This is a genomic window from Mesorhizobium sp. 1M-11, assembly GCF_001303895.1.
In the GTDB taxonomy this organism is placed as follows: domain Bacteria; phylum Pseudomonadota; class Alphaproteobacteria; order Rhizobiales; family Rhizobiaceae; genus Mesorhizobium.
This window is the reverse complement of record NZ_LJSD01000009.1, coordinates 1-15631: the sequence shown is the minus strand read 5'-3', so window position 1 is coordinate 15631 and position 15631 is coordinate 1. Positions and strand designations below refer to the sequence as shown.

The 15631-nt window shown below is 61.5% G+C and carries 18 protein-coding genes, 1 pseudogene and 1 riboswitch; of the genes and pseudogenes, 11 read left to right on the top strand and 8 right to left on the bottom strand.

Annotation, left to right across the window (positions count from 1 at the left end):
• Window positions 1–103: 103 nt before the first annotated feature.
• The 4 genes and pseudogenes from AO692_RS03135 to AO692_RS32640 form a co-directional block, all read right to left on the bottom strand.
• Window positions 104–505 (bottom strand): VOC family protein, encoded by a 402-nt coding sequence (locus tag AO692_RS03135; RefSeq protein ID WP_054308584.1) that lies wholly within the window; start codon window positions 503–505, stop codon window positions 104–106.
• Window positions 506–549: 44 nt separating this feature from the next.
• A complete protein-coding gene (locus AO692_RS03130) occupies window positions 550–1293 on the bottom strand; it encodes an SAM-dependent methyltransferase (protein ID WP_280138572.1) in 744 nt (247 codons plus the stop codon).
• A 19-nt stretch (window positions 1294–1312) separates the two neighbouring features.
• Entirely contained in the window at window positions 1313–1555 is a 243-nt protein-coding gene (locus tag AO692_RS33605; protein WP_244483238.1) for a hypothetical protein, read from the bottom strand.
• Window positions 1546–1722, bottom strand: a pseudogene (locus AO692_RS32640) (ribonucleotide-diphosphate reductase subunit beta); the annotation flags it as partial. The pseudogene AO692_RS32640 and the gene AO692_RS33605, both read right to left, overlap by 10 nt.
• Before the next feature lie 223 nt (window positions 1723–1945).
• Window positions 1946–2146: riboswitch (cobalamin riboswitch) on the bottom strand.
• A 129-nt stretch (window positions 2147–2275) separates the two neighbouring features.
• On the opposite strand from AO692_RS32640, the gene AO692_RS03120 reads away from it, so the two are divergent.
• Genes AO692_RS03120 through AO692_RS03110 form a run of 3 tightly spaced genes read left to right on the top strand, consistent with a single transcriptional unit; the run spans window position 2276 to window position 4007 of the window.
• Window positions 2276–2917 carry a hypothetical protein gene (locus AO692_RS03120; RefSeq protein ID WP_054308582.1) on the top strand — a complete coding sequence of 214 codons (642 nt, stop codon included), beginning with the start codon at window positions 2276–2278 and terminating at the stop codon, window positions 2915–2917.
• A complete protein-coding gene (locus tag AO692_RS03115; protein ID WP_054308581.1) occupies window positions 2914–3462 on the top strand; it encodes a hypothetical protein in 549 nt (182 codons plus the stop codon). The genes AO692_RS03120 and AO692_RS03115 overlap by 4 nt, the downstream gene beginning before the upstream one ends.
• Complete coding sequence (locus AO692_RS03110) at window positions 3459–4007, top strand: hypothetical protein (RefSeq protein WP_152979695.1); 549 nt, start codon at window positions 3459–3461, stop codon at window positions 4005–4007. Before AO692_RS03115 ends, AO692_RS03110 begins: the two co-directional genes overlap by 4 nt.
• Before the next feature lie 8 nt (window positions 4008–4015).
• Here the strand turns inward: AO692_RS03110 and AO692_RS03105 are convergent, their stop codons facing one another.
• Complete coding sequence (locus AO692_RS03105; protein ID WP_054308579.1) at window positions 4016–5314, bottom strand: hypothetical protein; 1299 nt, start codon at window positions 5312–5314, stop codon at window positions 4016–4018.
• A gap of 459 nt (window positions 5315–5773) precedes the next feature.
• On the opposite strand from AO692_RS03105, the gene minC reads away from it, so the two are divergent.
• The 4 genes from minC to AO692_RS03085 all read left to right on the top strand — a co-directional run bounded on the left by minC (window position 5774) and on the right by AO692_RS03085 (window position 7960).
• The gene (gene minC / locus AO692_RS03100; protein ID WP_054308694.1) at window positions 5774–6523 is read left to right on the top strand and encodes a septum site-determining protein MinC; all 750 of its coding nucleotides are present in this window, start codon (window positions 5774–5776) and stop codon (window positions 6521–6523) included.
• A 29-nt stretch (window positions 6524–6552) separates the two neighbouring features.
• On the top strand, window positions 6553–7368 hold the full coding sequence (gene minD, locus AO692_RS03095) for a septum site-determining protein MinD (RefSeq protein WP_054308578.1): 816 nt from the start codon (window positions 6553–6555) through the stop codon (window positions 7366–7368).
• Window positions 7365–7646: a cell division topological specificity factor MinE gene (gene minE / locus AO692_RS03090; RefSeq protein WP_054308577.1), complete on the top strand. Its 282-nt coding sequence runs from the start codon at window positions 7365–7367 to the stop codon at window positions 7644–7646. The genes minD and minE overlap by 4 nt, the downstream gene beginning before the upstream one ends.
• A 131-nt stretch (window positions 7647–7777) precedes the next feature.
• A complete protein-coding gene (locus tag AO692_RS03085) occupies window positions 7778–7960 on the top strand; it encodes a hypothetical protein (protein WP_054308576.1) in 183 nt (60 codons plus the stop codon).
• A 162-nt stretch (window positions 7961–8122) separates the two neighbouring features.
• Here AO692_RS03085 and AO692_RS03080 read toward each other — a convergent pair whose 3' ends face one another.
• A complete protein-coding gene (locus AO692_RS03080) occupies window positions 8123–9106 on the bottom strand; it encodes an ornithine cyclodeaminase family protein (protein ID WP_054308575.1) in 984 nt (327 codons plus the stop codon).
• A 143-nt stretch (window positions 9107–9249) separates the two neighbouring features.
• On the opposite strand from AO692_RS03080, the gene AO692_RS03075 reads away from it, so the two are divergent.
• Complete coding sequence (locus AO692_RS03075) at window positions 9250–9711, top strand: Lrp/AsnC ligand binding domain-containing protein (RefSeq protein WP_054308574.1); 462 nt, start codon at window positions 9250–9252, stop codon at window positions 9709–9711.
• A 191-nt stretch (window positions 9712–9902) separates the two neighbouring features.
• On the opposite strand, the gene AO692_RS03070 is transcribed toward AO692_RS03075, so the two are convergent.
• The gene (locus AO692_RS03070; RefSeq protein ID WP_054308573.1) at window positions 9903–10883 is read right to left on the bottom strand and encodes a PDR/VanB family oxidoreductase; all 981 of its coding nucleotides are present in this window, start codon (window positions 10881–10883) and stop codon (window positions 9903–9905) included.
• 74 nt (window positions 10884–10957) lie between these two features.
• Window positions 10958–11641 carry a hypothetical protein gene (locus AO692_RS03065; RefSeq protein ID WP_244483244.1) on the bottom strand — a complete coding sequence of 228 codons (684 nt, stop codon included), beginning with the start codon at window positions 11639–11641 and terminating at the stop codon, window positions 10958–10960.
• 261 nt (window positions 11642–11902) lie between these two features.
• On the opposite strand from AO692_RS03065, the gene AO692_RS03060 reads away from it, so the two are divergent.
• The 3 genes from AO692_RS03060 to AO692_RS03050 all read left to right on the top strand — a co-directional run.
• Window positions 11903–12871: a LysR family transcriptional regulator gene (locus AO692_RS03060; RefSeq protein WP_152979705.1), complete on the top strand. Its 969-nt coding sequence runs from the start codon at window positions 11903–11905 to the stop codon at window positions 12869–12871.
• A gap of 224 nt (window positions 12872–13095) precedes the next feature.
• Window positions 13096–14442: an MFS transporter gene (locus AO692_RS03055; RefSeq protein WP_054308571.1), complete on the top strand. Its 1347-nt coding sequence runs from the start codon at window positions 13096–13098 to the stop codon at window positions 14440–14442.
• Window positions 14443–14537: 95 nt separating this feature from the next.
• On the top strand, window positions 14538–15631 hold a 1094-nt coding region (locus tag AO692_RS03050; RefSeq protein ID WP_054308570.1), incomplete at its 3' end, for an S-(hydroxymethyl)glutathione dehydrogenase/class III alcohol dehydrogenase.

Below are 15631 nucleotides of genomic sequence, written 5' to 3'. Positions count from 1 at the left end.
AACAATTCTCATTTGCAATTTGACCTTTGATGCAAATGAGAATTGTTTGCAATAAGAATCTGCGATTGACCCACCATGCAAAGATGGGAAGGGGCGCGGTGCGCTAATCCGTTTTGGGAGCCGCGACGAACTCGACCTTGATCCGATCCGGGTCCTCGATGAAGAGCGCGTAGTAGTCGCTGCCGCCATTGGCGAACGGGTATCGGTCGTCGTAGAGGCAGGGAACGTTGTTCTCCCGGCAAAAGTCCCTGAGCCTGTCGACGGTCTCTCTGTCCTCGACGCGAAATGCCAGGTGATTGAGGCCGACCCCGCCGCGGTGATAGGCCCGGTGGGCGTGTCTTTCCGCGACCTGCACGAATGTCAGATAGGCATCATGCTTTGAGGCGAGCGTGAAGCCATCGTTCCAGCGATCGCTTTCCTCATATCCGACCTGCGCGAGAAGGGAGGTCCAGAAGGCACGCGAGACATCGAGGTTGGAGACGTAGATCTCGACATGATGGAGCATAGGCTTGTCTCTCGGAAGGCAATCTGCTCGTCGCCGATAGACCCTTACAGTGTCCTATCCCCGTTCGCCATCCCGCCTGTCCTGCTCAGGGGCTTGTCCATCGGGCCGCCTTTCTTCCGAAGCAATCCCTCGATGAACCAGCCTCTGCCCCGTAGCGCCCCATCCCGAACGCGTTCGAGTTCGTCGACGATTTCGCGCAACTTGCCCGAGACGAGCAATTCGTCGGGCATGCCGGCATAGAGCGTCCAGTGCATGTCGGGCCGATCCGACCTGTTGGCGGCATCCAGCATGAACACGATGCTGTCGGCGTTGTTGGGAAAACTTCCCGTCATGCAGCGTCCTGTCGCCGTCAGGATCGATCGGCCGATATTGCAGAGCGCGACTTTGTGCGCTGTCGTCAAGGCCTGGATGTCGCTGTTGCCGGAGATCACCTCATAGTCGAGTTCGAAGCCGCCCATCGACCGGAGCTGTCGCAGGATGCGCTGTGCGGGTTCGTAAAGCGGTCGATCACTCCACACAAGGAACGCGCCGGCTTCGGAAGCATCCACTGCCTCGATGGACAGTCCACCCAGTCGAAGGCCGGCTGCCGCTGTGTCGTCGTTTCGAGCCGGTTCTCGAAACGGCGCAGTGCGGAACGGCCGGCCCCGCACATAACACTCGATGATCTCCGCGCGAACACGGGCGAGTTCATCCTTCTTCGTCCCCTTGTTGGGGATGAAGAACAAGGTCACATGGCCCTTGGCGTCGATCGCCTGCACCGTCGTGAAGTCCGGATTGCCGGCACCGATACCGAGGATGCTTTGCGCCTCATTGCGGAGGCGGGATCGTCGATCCCGGAGCGGCCGACCCTCGCAAGCCTTCGAACAGTTCGAGAAGCTTTTGCGGTCCGGGATGGTTCCCCTGGTATCGCTGCAGTTTACGGATCTCGATTTCCGCAGCCTCGGCGAGATCTGCGCCGCCGGGTTGGGCCAGCAGCCAGGACAGGAACACGTCTTCCGGCTGCGGCGAAGCGAACCCGCCGGCATATCTTCCCTGCATGTTCAGTCCCATGCCAGCGCTCCGCCGTTCTGGTATTCGATGACGCGTGTCTCGAAGATGTTCTTCTCCTTTTTCAGCCCCATCGCCTCCGACATCCATGGGAAAGGGTTTTCGGTTTCCGCGAACACCGGCGGAAGACCGAGTTGCGCGCAGCGGCGGCTGGCAATGAAATGCATATATGGCGTCGCCGAGCCGTTGCGTCGGATCGCCTTGTAGGCGGCGTGTAGCGAGTCGTGGCTTTCGGCAAGGCGTGGAACTTTGGGAGCTCCCTTCGTGGAGAGTGCAGTCGTGGCCATGTCATCCCCGTGGCGTTGTGGACGGGGGAGTTTGGGGGAACGCATTGGCGATTTCGGACGCAGCGACGCCCAGCCAAGCGCACCGCCGGGACACCCCGCCCGAGGGTCGTTTCTCGTCTGTCGCGGCAGGTCTCCTGGCTTGCAGGTCATTGCCCTTGTCGGCCTTCCCGGTGCGTTGCGGCACCAGTGGCATTCTTCGACGCGGGCTCACTGCTTACAGTTGCGGGGGCAGCACCGGCTTTGCACCGGCTTCCCTCTTAGCTCCCGAACCGAACGACTCGGGAGAACCTCGACGTCGATATCTAGTATATGACATCGACTTGATGTCAACTTTTGGTGTGGGTGGCTGTCGATCCGAGGATCTCGGGAATGGACAGCACACGGCTCCTCGGCTGTGTGAGCCATCTCGTCGACGCGCGAGGCTTCAAGGCGGCCCATGCGTGGCGACACGGTCAAAGTGGTTGAAGAAGCGCCAGGCATCCGCTTCTATATGTTCATGGTTCGACATTCGCTGAGATCGACAGTCCGTCAAATCTGGGTCCGTCTGCTCGCCGCGCTCGGCATTTTCGCCGCCATTGCCGTCGCCTGGTGGATGAAGGTGGAAGACGCGCGTGTTCCGGACGCTCCGCCGCAGATCGCCTTTGGCGAGCCCGTCAATGTCGGGCGGGCTATCCTTGTCCCATACAAGCTTACCATCGAGAATGCCGCGCCCTCAGCGACCGGCTCGCAGCGGAAGCTCGTACTCACGGGGCAGCTCGAGAGTGTGACCGGTTCGAGCCAGGTCGCGGTTTTCGGAGCACCGGAAAAGTTGCCCACTCTTTCCTCTGGCGGAGCGGCCTTCCCTGCGCCCCAGGTCTATCTCATCCGCGACAAGGAACCGCTGAAGCAGCTTCACCCGCGCATCCGCGAACTCGTCTCGATCGTCTGGGACATTCCGGAGGGCTGGACTGAACAGGATGTCACGATCGGATTCAGCACGCAGCAATTCAAGCTCAAGGACAATCTCTATGCGAAGGCGAGCTGGCTGCAGTTCCGTCCAAGCGGCACCTTGAGCACACGACCGGAGCGCGGGGCATGAACCATCTCGTCAACCTCGTGGTCGTCGTGCTCGGCGGCGGATTCCTGGGCATGATGATGAATACGCTGCCGGGCTACGACAGCAGTCTCCAGCCCTTCAGCGTTCACGCCGGTGAAAACGACGTCGGGCAGGGGCGGCTCTTTACCGCCGAACTGACTGGCTTGAGGTCGAGCGGCACTATTTCCTACGCGCAGTTCGGCAAGGAGGTCGTTCGCGACACGTCCGCGACTTTCCTGGTCGCCGAGCTTGCGATTTCCGCGCGAGAAATGTCGCAGGAGGTCGAGGCGATCTGGCTCGGCGCAACCGGCCGCCAGTATTCCCAATCCGCCCGTCTCGAAAACATCCCGCGCGGCCTGTCATCGGCCCGGTTCGAGCCGGGGCTGAAGGATCGAGCGTTTGCCGTGTTCGAACTGCCCGACGACGAGATCGCTGGAGGGCAGCTGGTGCTGATGGCGCGCGGCAGCATGCTCATGGACAGCGCTGTGCACCTTCCCGCGCCGAAAGTGCTGCCGGGCAGGCAGGCCTCGCTGAGGCTCGAGCCATGAGACGGGTCATCTGGCTCGGGGCTACGCTCGTTTTATTGGCGACTACGCTTGGCGTGACCGCATGGTCCGATTTCAAGGATCTTGGCCATCAACGGGAATGGGATGTCGTTGCAGCCCAGGCTGCCGAAGCAGAATTGGCGGGCATTCGTGTCGGTGTGCGGGAAGCGCGTGCCGCGGTTGTCGACGCCAAGCCGGATCGCGCATTCCTTTTCGTGCGTTTCAATCTGCAGGGCTCGCCTGAAGCCGCGAAGTCATGGATCGATTGCAGCGCCAGCCTGCAAGGAGCGGGTGGAGAAACCTGGCTGCCCCTATACGACTATCGGATACGCGGCGCGGTCAAGATCCTGGCATCGGACGGAAAGGACAACGGCAATTGCAATCCGGGCGCTGTCTCGGGCACTGGGCCGGTGACGTTTGACCAGATCTACCGCCTGCCGACAGCGGCACTCGACAATCTGACCTTGCACGTCTCGGGTTACGGAACACGCCCGTCTGCCCTCGCATTCAAACTCAAGCCGACCATTCGCACCTTCAAATCCGAATAGGTCGCCGCTCAGCCCTGCGGCGCGGATGCGATGGCTTGCCTCTGGGCGCGGCCGGCAAGTTCCAGGCCAGCCGCGAGGACGCAGAACTGCACGACCACGACAATGAGGCCGTCCTGTGGTTGGCCGGGAACGCCAAAGAGGATGTTCAAAGGGCGTTCGGCGAGACGCCAGACCCATTGGTCCTGGGGACCAACGAGCTGGGACGCCCCGATCCAGGCCCATCGTCCCAGCCAGTCGACGAGACGCCAAAACACGATGACGGAGACGGTGAGCGCGACGCCGGCCGAGGCTGCCAGCACCACCCCGTTGACGACCGCGTGCCACCTCTTGACCGCTCCGCCCCAGAAATAGCCGATGAAATCGGTGACCGGTTTCGGCAGGCTGGTCCAGCGTTTCAGCGCGCTGCTCGTCACGCGTTCGGTCGTGCTGGTCATCATGTTCAGATCATGGCCATAGATGATGGCGCCGAGGTTGAACCAGATCAGCGGCAAGGCCGAATACCAGAACAGCAATGTCAGCCACTCGGAGAGCTTGAATTCAGCGGGCCAGTCCATCGGATGGGCTCCGGGCGTGACGACCTCGGCGCGGGCCGCCGGGACCAGCGATCGCAGAAGCTCCTGCGGCGATGGCCAGTGCGCAAGCCATTTGACGAACTGATCCTGCCAGCCGGCGATCAGATAGAGGCCGAGCAGCGCCCACGCCGTTTCGCAGGCGACGATGAACAGCGGCCACAGGCGGTTGCCGGTGCGCCTGTGGAGTTCCTTTGCGATCCGACGCAGCCCCCATATGATGACGACCGCTACGACGATCCACAACGAACTCTCCACCTCCAAGGCGGTGGGACCGAAACTGTCCGGCTTCAGGAAATCGATCCGGCTCATCTGGGTGTCGAGGAACAGTTTCGAATAGTCGCGCAAGGTGTTCGACAGGAAACCCCAGCCTGCATAATAGCCGTAGAACGGGATGAGGACGGCGAGCAGGGCGCCGGCGAAGAAGCCGCCGTCGCGGGCCTCAGCTTCGGTGGTTTCCGTCTCGGCAATCTGATGCCGTCTTCGCAGCAGCGGCAGTCCGTCACGCAGGACGATGAACATCGCGGCGAAGACCAGGAGCTGCAGCAGGATGATGGGCGCGAGTGCGATCAGACCCGCAAACCGGCTATGGAGGCCGACTTCGACAGCACCGTGCAGCAGCAGGATGTTGAGGAGGTAGCTTCCCATCCAGATGGTGCTGAGAGGCGCACCGAAGCGCCAGAGAAGGTTGGTGGTCAGCGCGATGTGGCTGCCGACGGTGCGCAAGGCTTCAGGCATGTATCGTCGCGGGCCCCTGACGATTGCTGTCTGGTTGTCGAGGCCCCCACCCGTCCGCGGGCATTCTAGACTGCTCACATTCGATGTCGCAAGAAGCCGGCTGTGGGTGCCGGATCGAGTGGATCGGCCGCGTGCGAGACGAGACTGCGCGGCGGAGCTTGTGCTGGCCAGTCCGAATCAGTGCCTTGTCGCCTCCGAACCGGCTTGATCGTTGGCCGGCTTTTCACAGCCGAAGGTCAATCTTGATGCGGCATCGACGTGGTTTTGCGTTCGGAACCGCGCACCCCCGTCTGATCGTACCCGGGTCGTGCAAAACGGCGCAGCCCCTGCGTTTCGGCCCGCAGATCCGCTGTCGTTGGTGGCATGTGATCAGGCGTGTCGGACCTCTTTCGGGAACATGCCGTTAACCTTTTGTTAACCATTTCGCCCATACATCTTGGCAATCAAAAATTAACCAAGATCACCATCGTGTTAACGAAACCCCGGCCCATCCGCCTCAAGGGGCGGTCCTTCCTTGCCCTGTCGCTCGCCCCGGAGCTCCCTCTAGAGGATTGGCTGGCCGGGCTCGACGATCTCGCCGACCGCTCCGCCGGCTTCTTCCTGCGGCGGCCCGTGGTGCTCGATGTAGACGGCCTCGACATCAACAAGGCGGAACTGCGCAAGCTGGTCGACGATCTTGGCCAGCGCAAGGTCCGCGTCATGGGCATCGAAGGCGCGCGGCATTCGCTGCTCGGACCGGACATGCCACCGGCCATGAACGACGGGCGCCCGGCCTCGGATTTCGAGCCGCCGGCCGAAGGCGAGACCGATGAAGCGACCGAAGCGCAGGATGCTCCTGCCGTCGAAACGGTCGTGGCAGCCGGGCCGCCCATACAGGCCACTGGCTCGCTGGTCGTTACCGAACCGGTCCGCTCCGGCCAGTCGGTGTTCTTCCCGGAGGGAGACGTCACCATCGTGGGTTCGGTCGCATCGGGCGCGGAAGTCGTCGCCGGCGGCTCGATCCACGTCTACGGCACGCTGAGAGGGCGAGCGCTCGCCGGCACCACGGGCAACGGTTCGGCGCGCATCTTCTGCCGCAAGCTGGAAGCCGAGATGATGGCGATCGACGGCTTCTACCTGACCGCAGAGGACATGGAGCCGGATCTGCGGGGACGGGCGGTGCAGGTCTGGCTGGAAGGCCATGCACTCAAGACGGCAATTCTAGGCTGACCTTAACGAGGTCCATAAAGGAGAGGTCAATGGGCAAGGTTATCGTGGTGACATCCGGCAAGGGCGGCGTGGGCAAGACCACGTCCTCGGCCGCGCTGGGCGCCGCACTGGCGCAGAACGGCGAAAAGGTCGTGGTCGTCGATTTCGACGTCGGCCTGCGCAATCTCGACCTGGTCATGGGGGCGGAACGGCGCGTCGTCTACGACCTCGTCAACGTCATCCAGGGCGAAGCGAAACTCCCCCAGGCGCTGATCCGCGACAAGCGCGTCGAGACGCTCTATCTGCTGCCGGCCTCGCAGACGCGCGACAAGGACAACCTTACGCCCGAAGGTGTGGAGAAGGTCATCGCGGCGCTGAAAAAGGCGTTCGACTGGGTGATCTGCGACAGCCCCGCTGGCATTGAACGGGGTGCCACGCTTGCCATGCGCCATGCCGATATAGCGATCGTCGTAACCAATCCGGAAGTCTCCTCGGTACGCGATTCGGACCGCATCATCGGCCTGCTCGATTCCAAGACGCTGAAGGCCGAGAATGGCGAGCGTATGGAAAAGCATCTGCTTTTGACCCGCTACGACCCGGCGCGTGCCGAGCGTGGCGACATGCTGAAAGTGGACGACGTGCTGGAGATCCTGTCGATTCCGCTGCTTGGCATCATTCCCGAAAGCATGGACGTGCTGCGCGCCTCCAACCTCGGCTCGCCGGTCACGCTGGCGGATGAAGGCAGCGCGCCGTCGCGGGCCTATTTCGATGCGGTGCGCAGGCTGAAGGGCGAAGCCCTGCCGGTCACGGTTCCTGGCGAGAGGCGGAGCTTCTTCGGCAAGCTCTTCGGGAGGAAAGCGGCATGAATCTGTTTCGGTTCTTTTCCAAGACCCAGTCGGCGCCGGCGGCGCGCGAGCGTCTGCAGGTGCTGCTTGCGCATGAGCGCGCCAGCGCCGGCGGCTCGGATCTGGTGGCCAAGCTGAAAGACGAGATCCTGCGCGTCATCTCCAGGCATATGCAGATCGACCAGGACAAGGTGAGCGTGAAGATGGAACGCGGCGAGCAGGTCTCGACGCTCGCCGTTGACGTCGAAATTCCGTTCAATGCGGCCAAGGCGGCTGCCGGCAGGAAGAAGGCGGCCTGATAGGCCGCTTTCGACGCATTATCGGGGGCATGGGAGGCAATGAACCTCGGCGCCAGGGAATGATCAGCGGATGCGACGGCATCCGCCGGTACGGCTGCCGAGCATACCGTCATCAGCAAAGGAGCAACGCCATGACCCGTATTTCACTTCTGGAACGGCTGAAGGAAATCCAGAAGATGCCGCGCTATCAGGGCCGCGACATCACCACGATCAGCGCGGTGCTGACGAACCAGGCACTGGCGAAGCACATCGAGGTCTGCGAGCAGGCCGCCGGTCTCGCGCCGCGTCCGGAAGGCCAGGCCAACGCAGCGTAGCAAGGGAGCCGCCCGAGCGGTTCCGTCGCATGGACAATCCGGCATCTGAGCGATCCCGGGAAAGTTGCTCAAGCGGCCACACCGGCGAGGCCAATGGATGCCTCGCCGCCGGATCGATCAAAGGACATTGGCGCTGTCGCGCCCAATTTGGACATCGCTTCTTCAGAGCGCAACCATGCGCCCCGACCCGCAGCTTATGGCTTCGCGATAGGCGAGGTCGGCGGCAACCATATCCTCCATGGCGACACCCATCGCCTTGTAGACAGTGACTTGTTCGCTGTTCACCCGTCCCGGCCGCAGCCCGAGCAGCATTTCGCCCAACTCCGTTCCGGTTTGTGGGTTGAGCCCCGCAAGTTCGCAGGAGCCGACAGGTGTGGGGGCGAAAGCTTCGGTGGTCTCGACGAAGAGGCTGGACCGTTTGATAAGGTCGACCGGCATTTCGCCGCCGGGCGGGGCGACGCCAACCGACGAGACATGGGTGCCGGGCTTCACCCATTCCGCCGAGATCACCGGTTGGTAGGAATGGGTAGCCAGGCAGACGACGTCGGAAGATCGCACCGCGGCCTCGATATCGCTCACGGCGACGACGCCGGGATGCTGCGCTGCCAGCGCCTCTGCGTCCGCGAATTCCTTGGAAACGACACGGATCTCGGCGAAATCGCGTACCAGCGGCAGAAGATGCAGGTGCTGATCGGCCTGCACCCCGGCGCCGACCACGGTGACGACCTTTGCGTCACGTCTGGCAAGTTCGCGAACGGACAGCACGGCCGAGCCGGAGGTGCGCACCGCGGTGATGTAGGTGCCGTCCATGACGCAGACCGGCATGCCCGTTTCCGGATCGAAGAGATGGATGGTGGCAAGATGGCTGGGAATGCCCTTGGCGATGTTACCTTCGAAGACGTTGACGATCTTCACGGTCAGATGCATGCCCGCCATCCAGGCCGGCATCGCCAGCGAATAGCCGGTGTTGGGGACGTCGAGTTGCGGTCGCGCCGGACAGACGATCTTGTGTCCCGATAGCGCCCTGAACCCCTCGGCCAGTGCGTCGAGAAGCTTCCGCAAGTCCATGCAGGTTTTCACTTCGGCCTCACTCAGGATGAGGACTGGAATGTCGCCCTTGGCGTGGGCGTCTTGGAGACGCGTCATAGGTGAGGTCACGTGTCGTTCCTTGACTGGAATGAAAGTTGCCAATCAAGTTATTGCCACTGATGTGCGTGACGAAATATAGTATTTTCTCGAAATTTGCGTGACTATCACGCATTGAGGCGCAAAAAAGTGTGAGTGCTGAAATGAGCGACCTGGACCAGATCGACCGATCCCTGCTCCGCCTTTTGCAGGAAGATGGGCGCCGCACGAACCTCGAATTGGCGCAGCGCGTCGGCTTGTCGCCGACCGGCACGGCGCAGCGCATCAAGCGACTTTTCACCGAGGGCTTCATCAGGGCAGTGCGCGCCGTGCTCGATCCTGTCAAAGTCGGACAGGCGCAGCTTGTCTTCATCGAAGTAAGGCTCGACCACACGGCGCCGCAAGTCTTCGACCGGTTCGCCGAAGCGGTCCTGCAGGCGCCCGAGATCATCGAGTGCCATATGGTGGTCGGCGGCTTCGACTATCTCGTAAAGGCGCGCATGGCCGACATGGCAATGTTCCAGGACTTTCTGCAGCGCGTCATCCTGCCGCTCCCCGGGGTTCGGGAAACACACACATACGCTTCGATCGCCAATGTGAAACCGGATGCCCTGTTGCGGATCTAGCCGTTTCTTTTTCTTCCCCGAACGTGCCGCGGGCCGCGATGGCATGATTCAAATTCCGATGCTGTGATGAACGGAAATCCGCGTCGCTTCCTCGCGATTGTTCGTCATTATTATATACGTCCCTTTTTCCCTTCCCTGGCATCCGGGTCTCCGCGGCGTCCGAAAGGTGGCAAGCCTCCCGACATGCAGGATCAGAGATCGAGCACGAGGCGGTCGCTCTTGGCACGGGACACGCAAACCAGCATCACCTCTCCCGCCTCCTGATCGGCGCGGCTGAGGACGTCATCATTGTGTTCGGGGACACCGGAAAGCACCCGCACGAGGCAGGTGCCGCAGATCCCGGCGCGGCAGGAATTGGTTACCTGGCAACCATTTTCCTCCAATATGTCGAGCAGGCTGCGATAGGGCGGGACGACAATATGGCGACCGGATCGGGCCAGTTCGACTTCGAAACTGCCCGTCTCTCTGGTGGCCACTTTTTCGCTTGGGGCAAAGCGTTCCAGATGGAGGGCTCCAGCCTGCCATGTCTGGCATTTCTTCTCGACGGCGTTGAGCAGCGGTGAGGGGCCGCAACAATAGACAGCCGTCGCCGGGTCGTACCTGCCGAGAAACCGGTCGAGATCAAGCAGCCCGAATTCATCCTGTGGGACGATATGGGTCTCGCCTCCGGAAATCAGCGCAATATCATCCAGGAAGGCCATCGAGCGCCGGCTGCGCCCACCATACAAAAGGGTCCACGGCTTTCTCTGTCCGGCGACGGCGCGGATCATCGGAATGATCGGCGTTATTCCGATGCCTCCGGCGATGAACAGATAGCGCGTCGAATCGACCAGGCCGAAATTGTTGCGCGGCCCGGCGACCGTCAGCCCACCGCCTATTTTCAACTCTTCATGGACGTAGATGGAACCGCCTCTGCTGCAGGGATCGCGCAGCACGCCGATGCGCCAGTGATCCGTCCGATCGGGGTCTCCGCACAGGGAGTATTGCCGGACGATCCCCCCTGGCAACAGCACATCGATGTGTGCACCAGCTTGCCAGCTCGGCAAAGGCTCCCCGTTAGGTGCCGCAAGTTCAATGCTGAGCACGTTTTCGGCAACGCGATCCAGTCGTGTGATCACCAGATCGAGCAATTTGCTCGCTTGTTCGAGCGAACAGGAGTCAAATGTTGTCATAACTCAGCCAATCTCGGTTACGCTGCCAGTTCGACCGGACGGGGACGCGGCTGCTTACGGCATCCCTGTTGGGTTCAAGCCTGACGGGCCTGGGCAACGGATTCCGGCGTAAAGGTCTTCCATGCGATGTCACGCATGCCGCGCATGGCCCTCAGGATCTCCTCACGGTCCCTGTCGGTCTTGGCGTAGGCGGCCAGCACCTGCCGGCCCAGGCCGACATGAAACTTCTCGTCGTTCTCGATTTGCTTGTAGATCCTGACCACCTCATCGAAGCCATGGCGTTCTCCGGCCTTGAAGGTCGGCTCGAAGCTGCCCGATGCGGATGTCTCCGAGCAATTCCACGCGGCAATCGCGGCCAGCGGATGACGCTCCAGGCAATCCCATAGGAAGTCGCTCCATGGCTTGGCCTGGGGAGGTGCGGAAACCGGAACCTCGCCACCCAGGGACTCGATGGCCCTGCCCACCATTTCGTAGTGTTCGGCTTCCTGAAACGACTGCTTCGCCAGCAGCGTGATGTGACGCCGCTCGAAGGCCAGCCCATAGCGCCGAATCTGTTCGTTCAGCAGAAAGACATAGTCGATTTCACGCCAGGCCCGTGGCTGCAGCCATGCCGCAAGGATCTTGGGATCAGGATTTTCATCATAGGCCGCGAAGAACGCTTCCGTGGCCTGGCGCGTATTTTCGACAACGGAGTCCAGGATTTCGTCGAGTTCGTCGTTGATGTCGTCCAGGCCTTCTCCGCCCCTGATCTTGCGCACGTCAACCAATGTCCGTTCCTCCTTCCAAAAAAAGCCGCAGCCAGCCATCCGCACGGCCGCGTCGTCGGGTGAGCCGATGCGACCCGACCGTGTGCAGGATTGTGAATTGCTCTGTGTCCGGGCTTCGAAACATGCTCGCCCGGTCCTCGCGAGCTGCCCTTTCGACGCTGGATGATAGCCGCGGGCCCTTTCGGACCAAAATGATTGCAATTGCGTTCTGATTTAGTTTTACTAAACAAAAACACTGTAGGGGGAACGAACGTGAAAAAACTCCCGCCATTGCGGGCTGTGCAGGCATTTGAAGCCTTTGGCCGCCATGGAAGTGTCAGGGCGACTGCCAACGAGCTTGGTGTGACGAGTGGAGCGGTAAGTCAGCAGATCCGGCGGATTGAGGAGACGCTCGGAGTGCGGCTGCTCGAGCGGCACGGCAAGAACATCTCGCTGACACCGTGGGGGCAAATCTACCATGTCCGGGTCAGCCAGGCGTTCGACCATCTGCGGGAGGCGCAGGCCGAACTGCAAGCCTTGCGGGCGGAAAGCAATCTGGTCGTCAGTTGCCTGCCTTCATTGGCCAGCAAATGGCTTGGGCCCCAGCTTTTCGACTGGCAGATGAAAACCGGTGCTCATGTTCGCCTCGTTGGAACCGGCGCCGAACCGCAGGGTGGGGACGAGCCCGTCGATTTTCGTATCTCCTACGGTGATCGGGTGAAGGCGTTCGAACACTTTGCCGAACTGTTCACTGACTGGGTTGTGCCGGCGTGTTCGCCGGCATTCCTTGCCGCAAACCCCGTGGGGCAGCCTTCCGACATTCTGCGCAGGACGCTGTTGGGCATCGAATGGGATTCCGGCTACCAGCAGCCGCCGAGCTGGAAGGACTGGGCGGAAAGTATCAACGAGCCGCCGCCGAACGCTCCCAGGGATTTGAGGTTTTCGATTTCCAGCGCTGCCATCGATGCCGCCGTCAACGGGCGCGGGTTTGTCTTGGCCCAGCTGTCGATGGTTCGTGATGACCTGATGGCTGGCCGTCTCGTCGCCCCTTACGATCTGCGCCTCAAACTGGCGCAAACCTATTTCCTGGCATGGGAACTCTCGGCCCTGGACAAGCCGTTGGGCGCGGAGCTGCGTGCCTGGATCGTCAAAATCTCCCGGCGCCAGGCTGCACTGGATAGCGAACCGCTGCCCGTCGGGCCGCCTACCGCGTCCTTCGGCAGCGACCGCAGGATCATCTGAAAAAAATTTGGCGTAAACAGCGACGCTGCCAGATTTTGCTCGCATATGCGCGCGCTCGCGTAACATGGAACTTCATCGTTGCATACAAAGTAATCGATATTGCATGCGATGAACTTTTGAGTATCGTTTGCCCAAGTCCGCGTGGAGGCGTGCCCGCAAAACCGAGCTGCAGAGCTTGGCCGGGCCGGGCGGACCAATGCATCTACACACGACGGGAGGGAGTTATGGTGGAAGCCCCAAAAGCGATGCAAAGGCGCGTAGCCATTGCAAGCTTGATAGGAACAACTATCGAATTCTATGATTTCTACATATACGGCATCGCCGCAGCCCTTGTTTTCGGAAAGATATTCTTTCCAAGTCTTGATCCTGTTGTCGGGACGATCGCGGCGTTCGCCACTTTTGCGGTGGGTTTCGTTTCGCGCCCGCTCGGGGCCGTCGTGTTCGGTCATTTCGGTGATCGCATCGGGCGCAAGGCCATGCTGGTCGCCTCGCTGCTGACCATGGGCGTCGCCACCGTCCTGATTGGCCTTTTGCCGACTTATCAATCCATCGGCATTGCCGCGCCGGTTCTCCTGTGCCTGCTGCGTTTTCTCCAGGGTATCGGCCTGGGCGGCGAATGGGGCGGGGCAGCTCTGGTCGCAACCGAATTCGCTCCCAAGGGCCGGCGAGGACTGTTCGGCGCGTTGCCGCAGCTTGGCAGTGCCCCCGGTTTCCTGCTCTCCAACGGTATCTTCCTGGGTCTCAGCCTTTTCCTCAGCGACGAGCAGTTCATGGATTGGGGGTGGAGGATCCCATTCGTGCTCAGCACGGTTCTGATCCTCTTCGGCTTGTATATCCGGCTCAGCATAGCGGAGACGCCGATCTTCCAACACGTGCTCGACAAGGAGGCCCAGTCGTCCGCGCCGATCGTCAGCGTCCTGAAGAGCAATTCGCCCGAGGTTTTGCTGGGGGGAATGTCGACGGCAATCACCTATGTGCTGTTCTTCACCACGGGAACCTTCGGCCTCTCCTACGGCGTGCAGACACTTGGCCTCGAACGCTCCCATATGCTGAGCCTGACGATGATTGCGGTCTTCGCGATGGCCACATCGACCCTTGTTTGCGGCATGCTGGGCGATCGTTACGGGCGCCCGCGCGTCATCACGATCTCGGCTTTCATCGCGATCGTCTGGTCGTTCTTCTTTTTCCCGATGCTGGACACGGGCAGTTCCTGGCTTATCGCATTGGCAATGTCGACCACACTGGCCGTCATGGGCGGCATCTATGGCCCCATGGGTGCTTTCTTGCCGGAATTGTTCAAACCCAGCCTGCGTTATACGGGAGCAGCGCTCGCCTATAGCCTGGGTGGCATTTTCGGTGGAGCTTTGGCGCCCATCATCGCCACGAACCTTGCAGCCACCTACGGCTCGCACTCCATCGGCTACTATCTCGCAGCAATGGCTGTCCTCAGCATCGTATGCGTCGCAATTCTGCGCCGTCGCATGCCGAAGCACTTTGACGAAGAGGTGGATTCGATCGAAGCATCGCCGGCTTCCAAAGGAACCGTGGGGTCGGCCTTGTCCACCAACTGACCGGCCGCGAATGAAGCGGGCGGCTGATTTTGACCGCCCGCCCCAGTATAAATCGAACATTTCTATTCATATCGAAGAATACCAGGAGCGTTTTTATGAAAACCCGCGCCGCAGTAGCTGTTGGAGCCGGCAAGCCGCTTGAGATCCTGGAAGTTGATCTCGAGGGTCCCCGCGAGGGCGAGGTGCTGGTTGAGGTGAAGGCGACCGGCATCTGCCACACCGACGAGTTCACGCTGTCGGGCGCCGATCCGGAAGGCATCTTCCCGGCGATCCTCGGCCATGAAGGTGCCGGCGTCGTCGTCGATGTCGGCAAGGGGGTGACCAGCCTGAAGAAGGGCGACCATGTCATCCCGCTCTATACGCCCGAATGCCGCTCGTGCCCGTCATGCCTGTCGCGCAAGACCAACCTGTGCACGGCGATCCGCGCCACCCAGGGCCAGGGCCTGATGCCGGACGGCAGCTCGCGCTTCTCGATCGGTGGGGAAAAGATCTTCCACTATATGGGCTGCTCGACCTTCTCGAATTTCACGGTGCTGCCCGAGATCGCGCTGGCCAAGGTCAACCCGGACGCACCGTTCGACAAGATCTGCTACATCGGCTGCGGCGTCACCACCGGCATCGGCGCCGTCATCAACACCGCCAAGGTGGAGGAGGGCGCGACCGCTGTGGTGTTCGGGCTCGGCGGCATTGGCCTGAACGTCATCCAGGGGCTGAGGCTTGCCGGTGCCGACATGATCATCGGTGTCGATCTCAACAACGACAAGAAGGCCTGGGGCGAGCGCTTCGGCATGACGCATTTCGTCAACCCGAAGGAGGTCGATGGCGACATCGTGCCTTACCTGGTCAACCTGACCAAGCGTGGCGCCGACCAGATCGGCGGTGCCGACTACACCTTCGACTGCACGGGCAACACCAAGGTGATGCGCCAGGCGCTGGAGGCGGCGCATCGCGGCTGGGGCAAGTCGATCGTCATCGGTGTTGCCGGTGCCGGCCAGGAGATCTCGACGCGCCCGTTCCAACTGGTGACGGGCCGTACCTGGATGGGCACGGCGTTCGGCGGCGCGCGCGGCCGCACCGATGTGCCGAAGATCGTCGACTGGTACATGGACGGCAAGATCGAGATCGATCCGATGATCACCCACACGCTGAAGCTCGACGAGATCAACAAGGGCTTCGATCTCATGCATGA

Coding starts and splice junctions, on each gene's coding strand:
- AO692_RS03135 (WP_054308584.1), bottom strand. CDS start 505: ATGCTCCATCATGTCGAGATCTACGTCTCCAACCTCGATGTCTCGCGT.
- AO692_RS33605 (WP_244483238.1), bottom strand. CDS start 1,555: ATGGGACTGAACATGCAGGGAAGATATGCCGGCGGGTTCGCTTCGCCG.
- AO692_RS03120 (WP_054308582.1), top strand. CDS start 2,276: ATGCGTGGCGACACGGTCAAAGTGGTTGAAGAAGCGCCAGGCATCCGC.
- AO692_RS03115 (WP_054308581.1), top strand. CDS start 2,914: ATGAACCATCTCGTCAACCTCGTGGTCGTCGTGCTCGGCGGCGGATTC.
- AO692_RS03110 (WP_152979695.1), top strand. CDS start 3,459: ATGAGACGGGTCATCTGGCTCGGGGCTACGCTCGTTTTATTGGCGACT.
- AO692_RS03105 (WP_054308579.1), bottom strand. CDS start 5,314: ATGCCTGAAGCCTTGCGCACCGTCGGCAGCCACATCGCGCTGACCACC.
- minD (WP_054308578.1), top strand. CDS start 6,553: ATGGGCAAGGTTATCGTGGTGACATCCGGCAAGGGCGGCGTGGGCAAG.
- minE (WP_054308577.1), top strand. CDS start 7,365: ATGAATCTGTTTCGGTTCTTTTCCAAGACCCAGTCGGCGCCGGCGGCG.
- AO692_RS03085 (WP_054308576.1), top strand. CDS start 7,778: ATGACCCGTATTTCACTTCTGGAACGGCTGAAGGAAATCCAGAAGATG.
- AO692_RS03080 (WP_054308575.1), bottom strand. CDS start 9,106: ATGACGCGTCTCCAAGACGCCCACGCCAAGGGCGACATTCCAGTCCTC.
- AO692_RS03075 (WP_054308574.1), top strand. CDS start 9,250: ATGAGCGACCTGGACCAGATCGACCGATCCCTGCTCCGCCTTTTGCAG.
- AO692_RS03070 (WP_054308573.1), bottom strand. CDS start 10,883: ATGACAACATTTGACTCCTGTTCGCTCGAACAAGCGAGCAAATTGCTC.
- AO692_RS03055 (WP_054308571.1), top strand. CDS start 13,096: ATGGTGGAAGCCCCAAAAGCGATGCAAAGGCGCGTAGCCATTGCAAGC.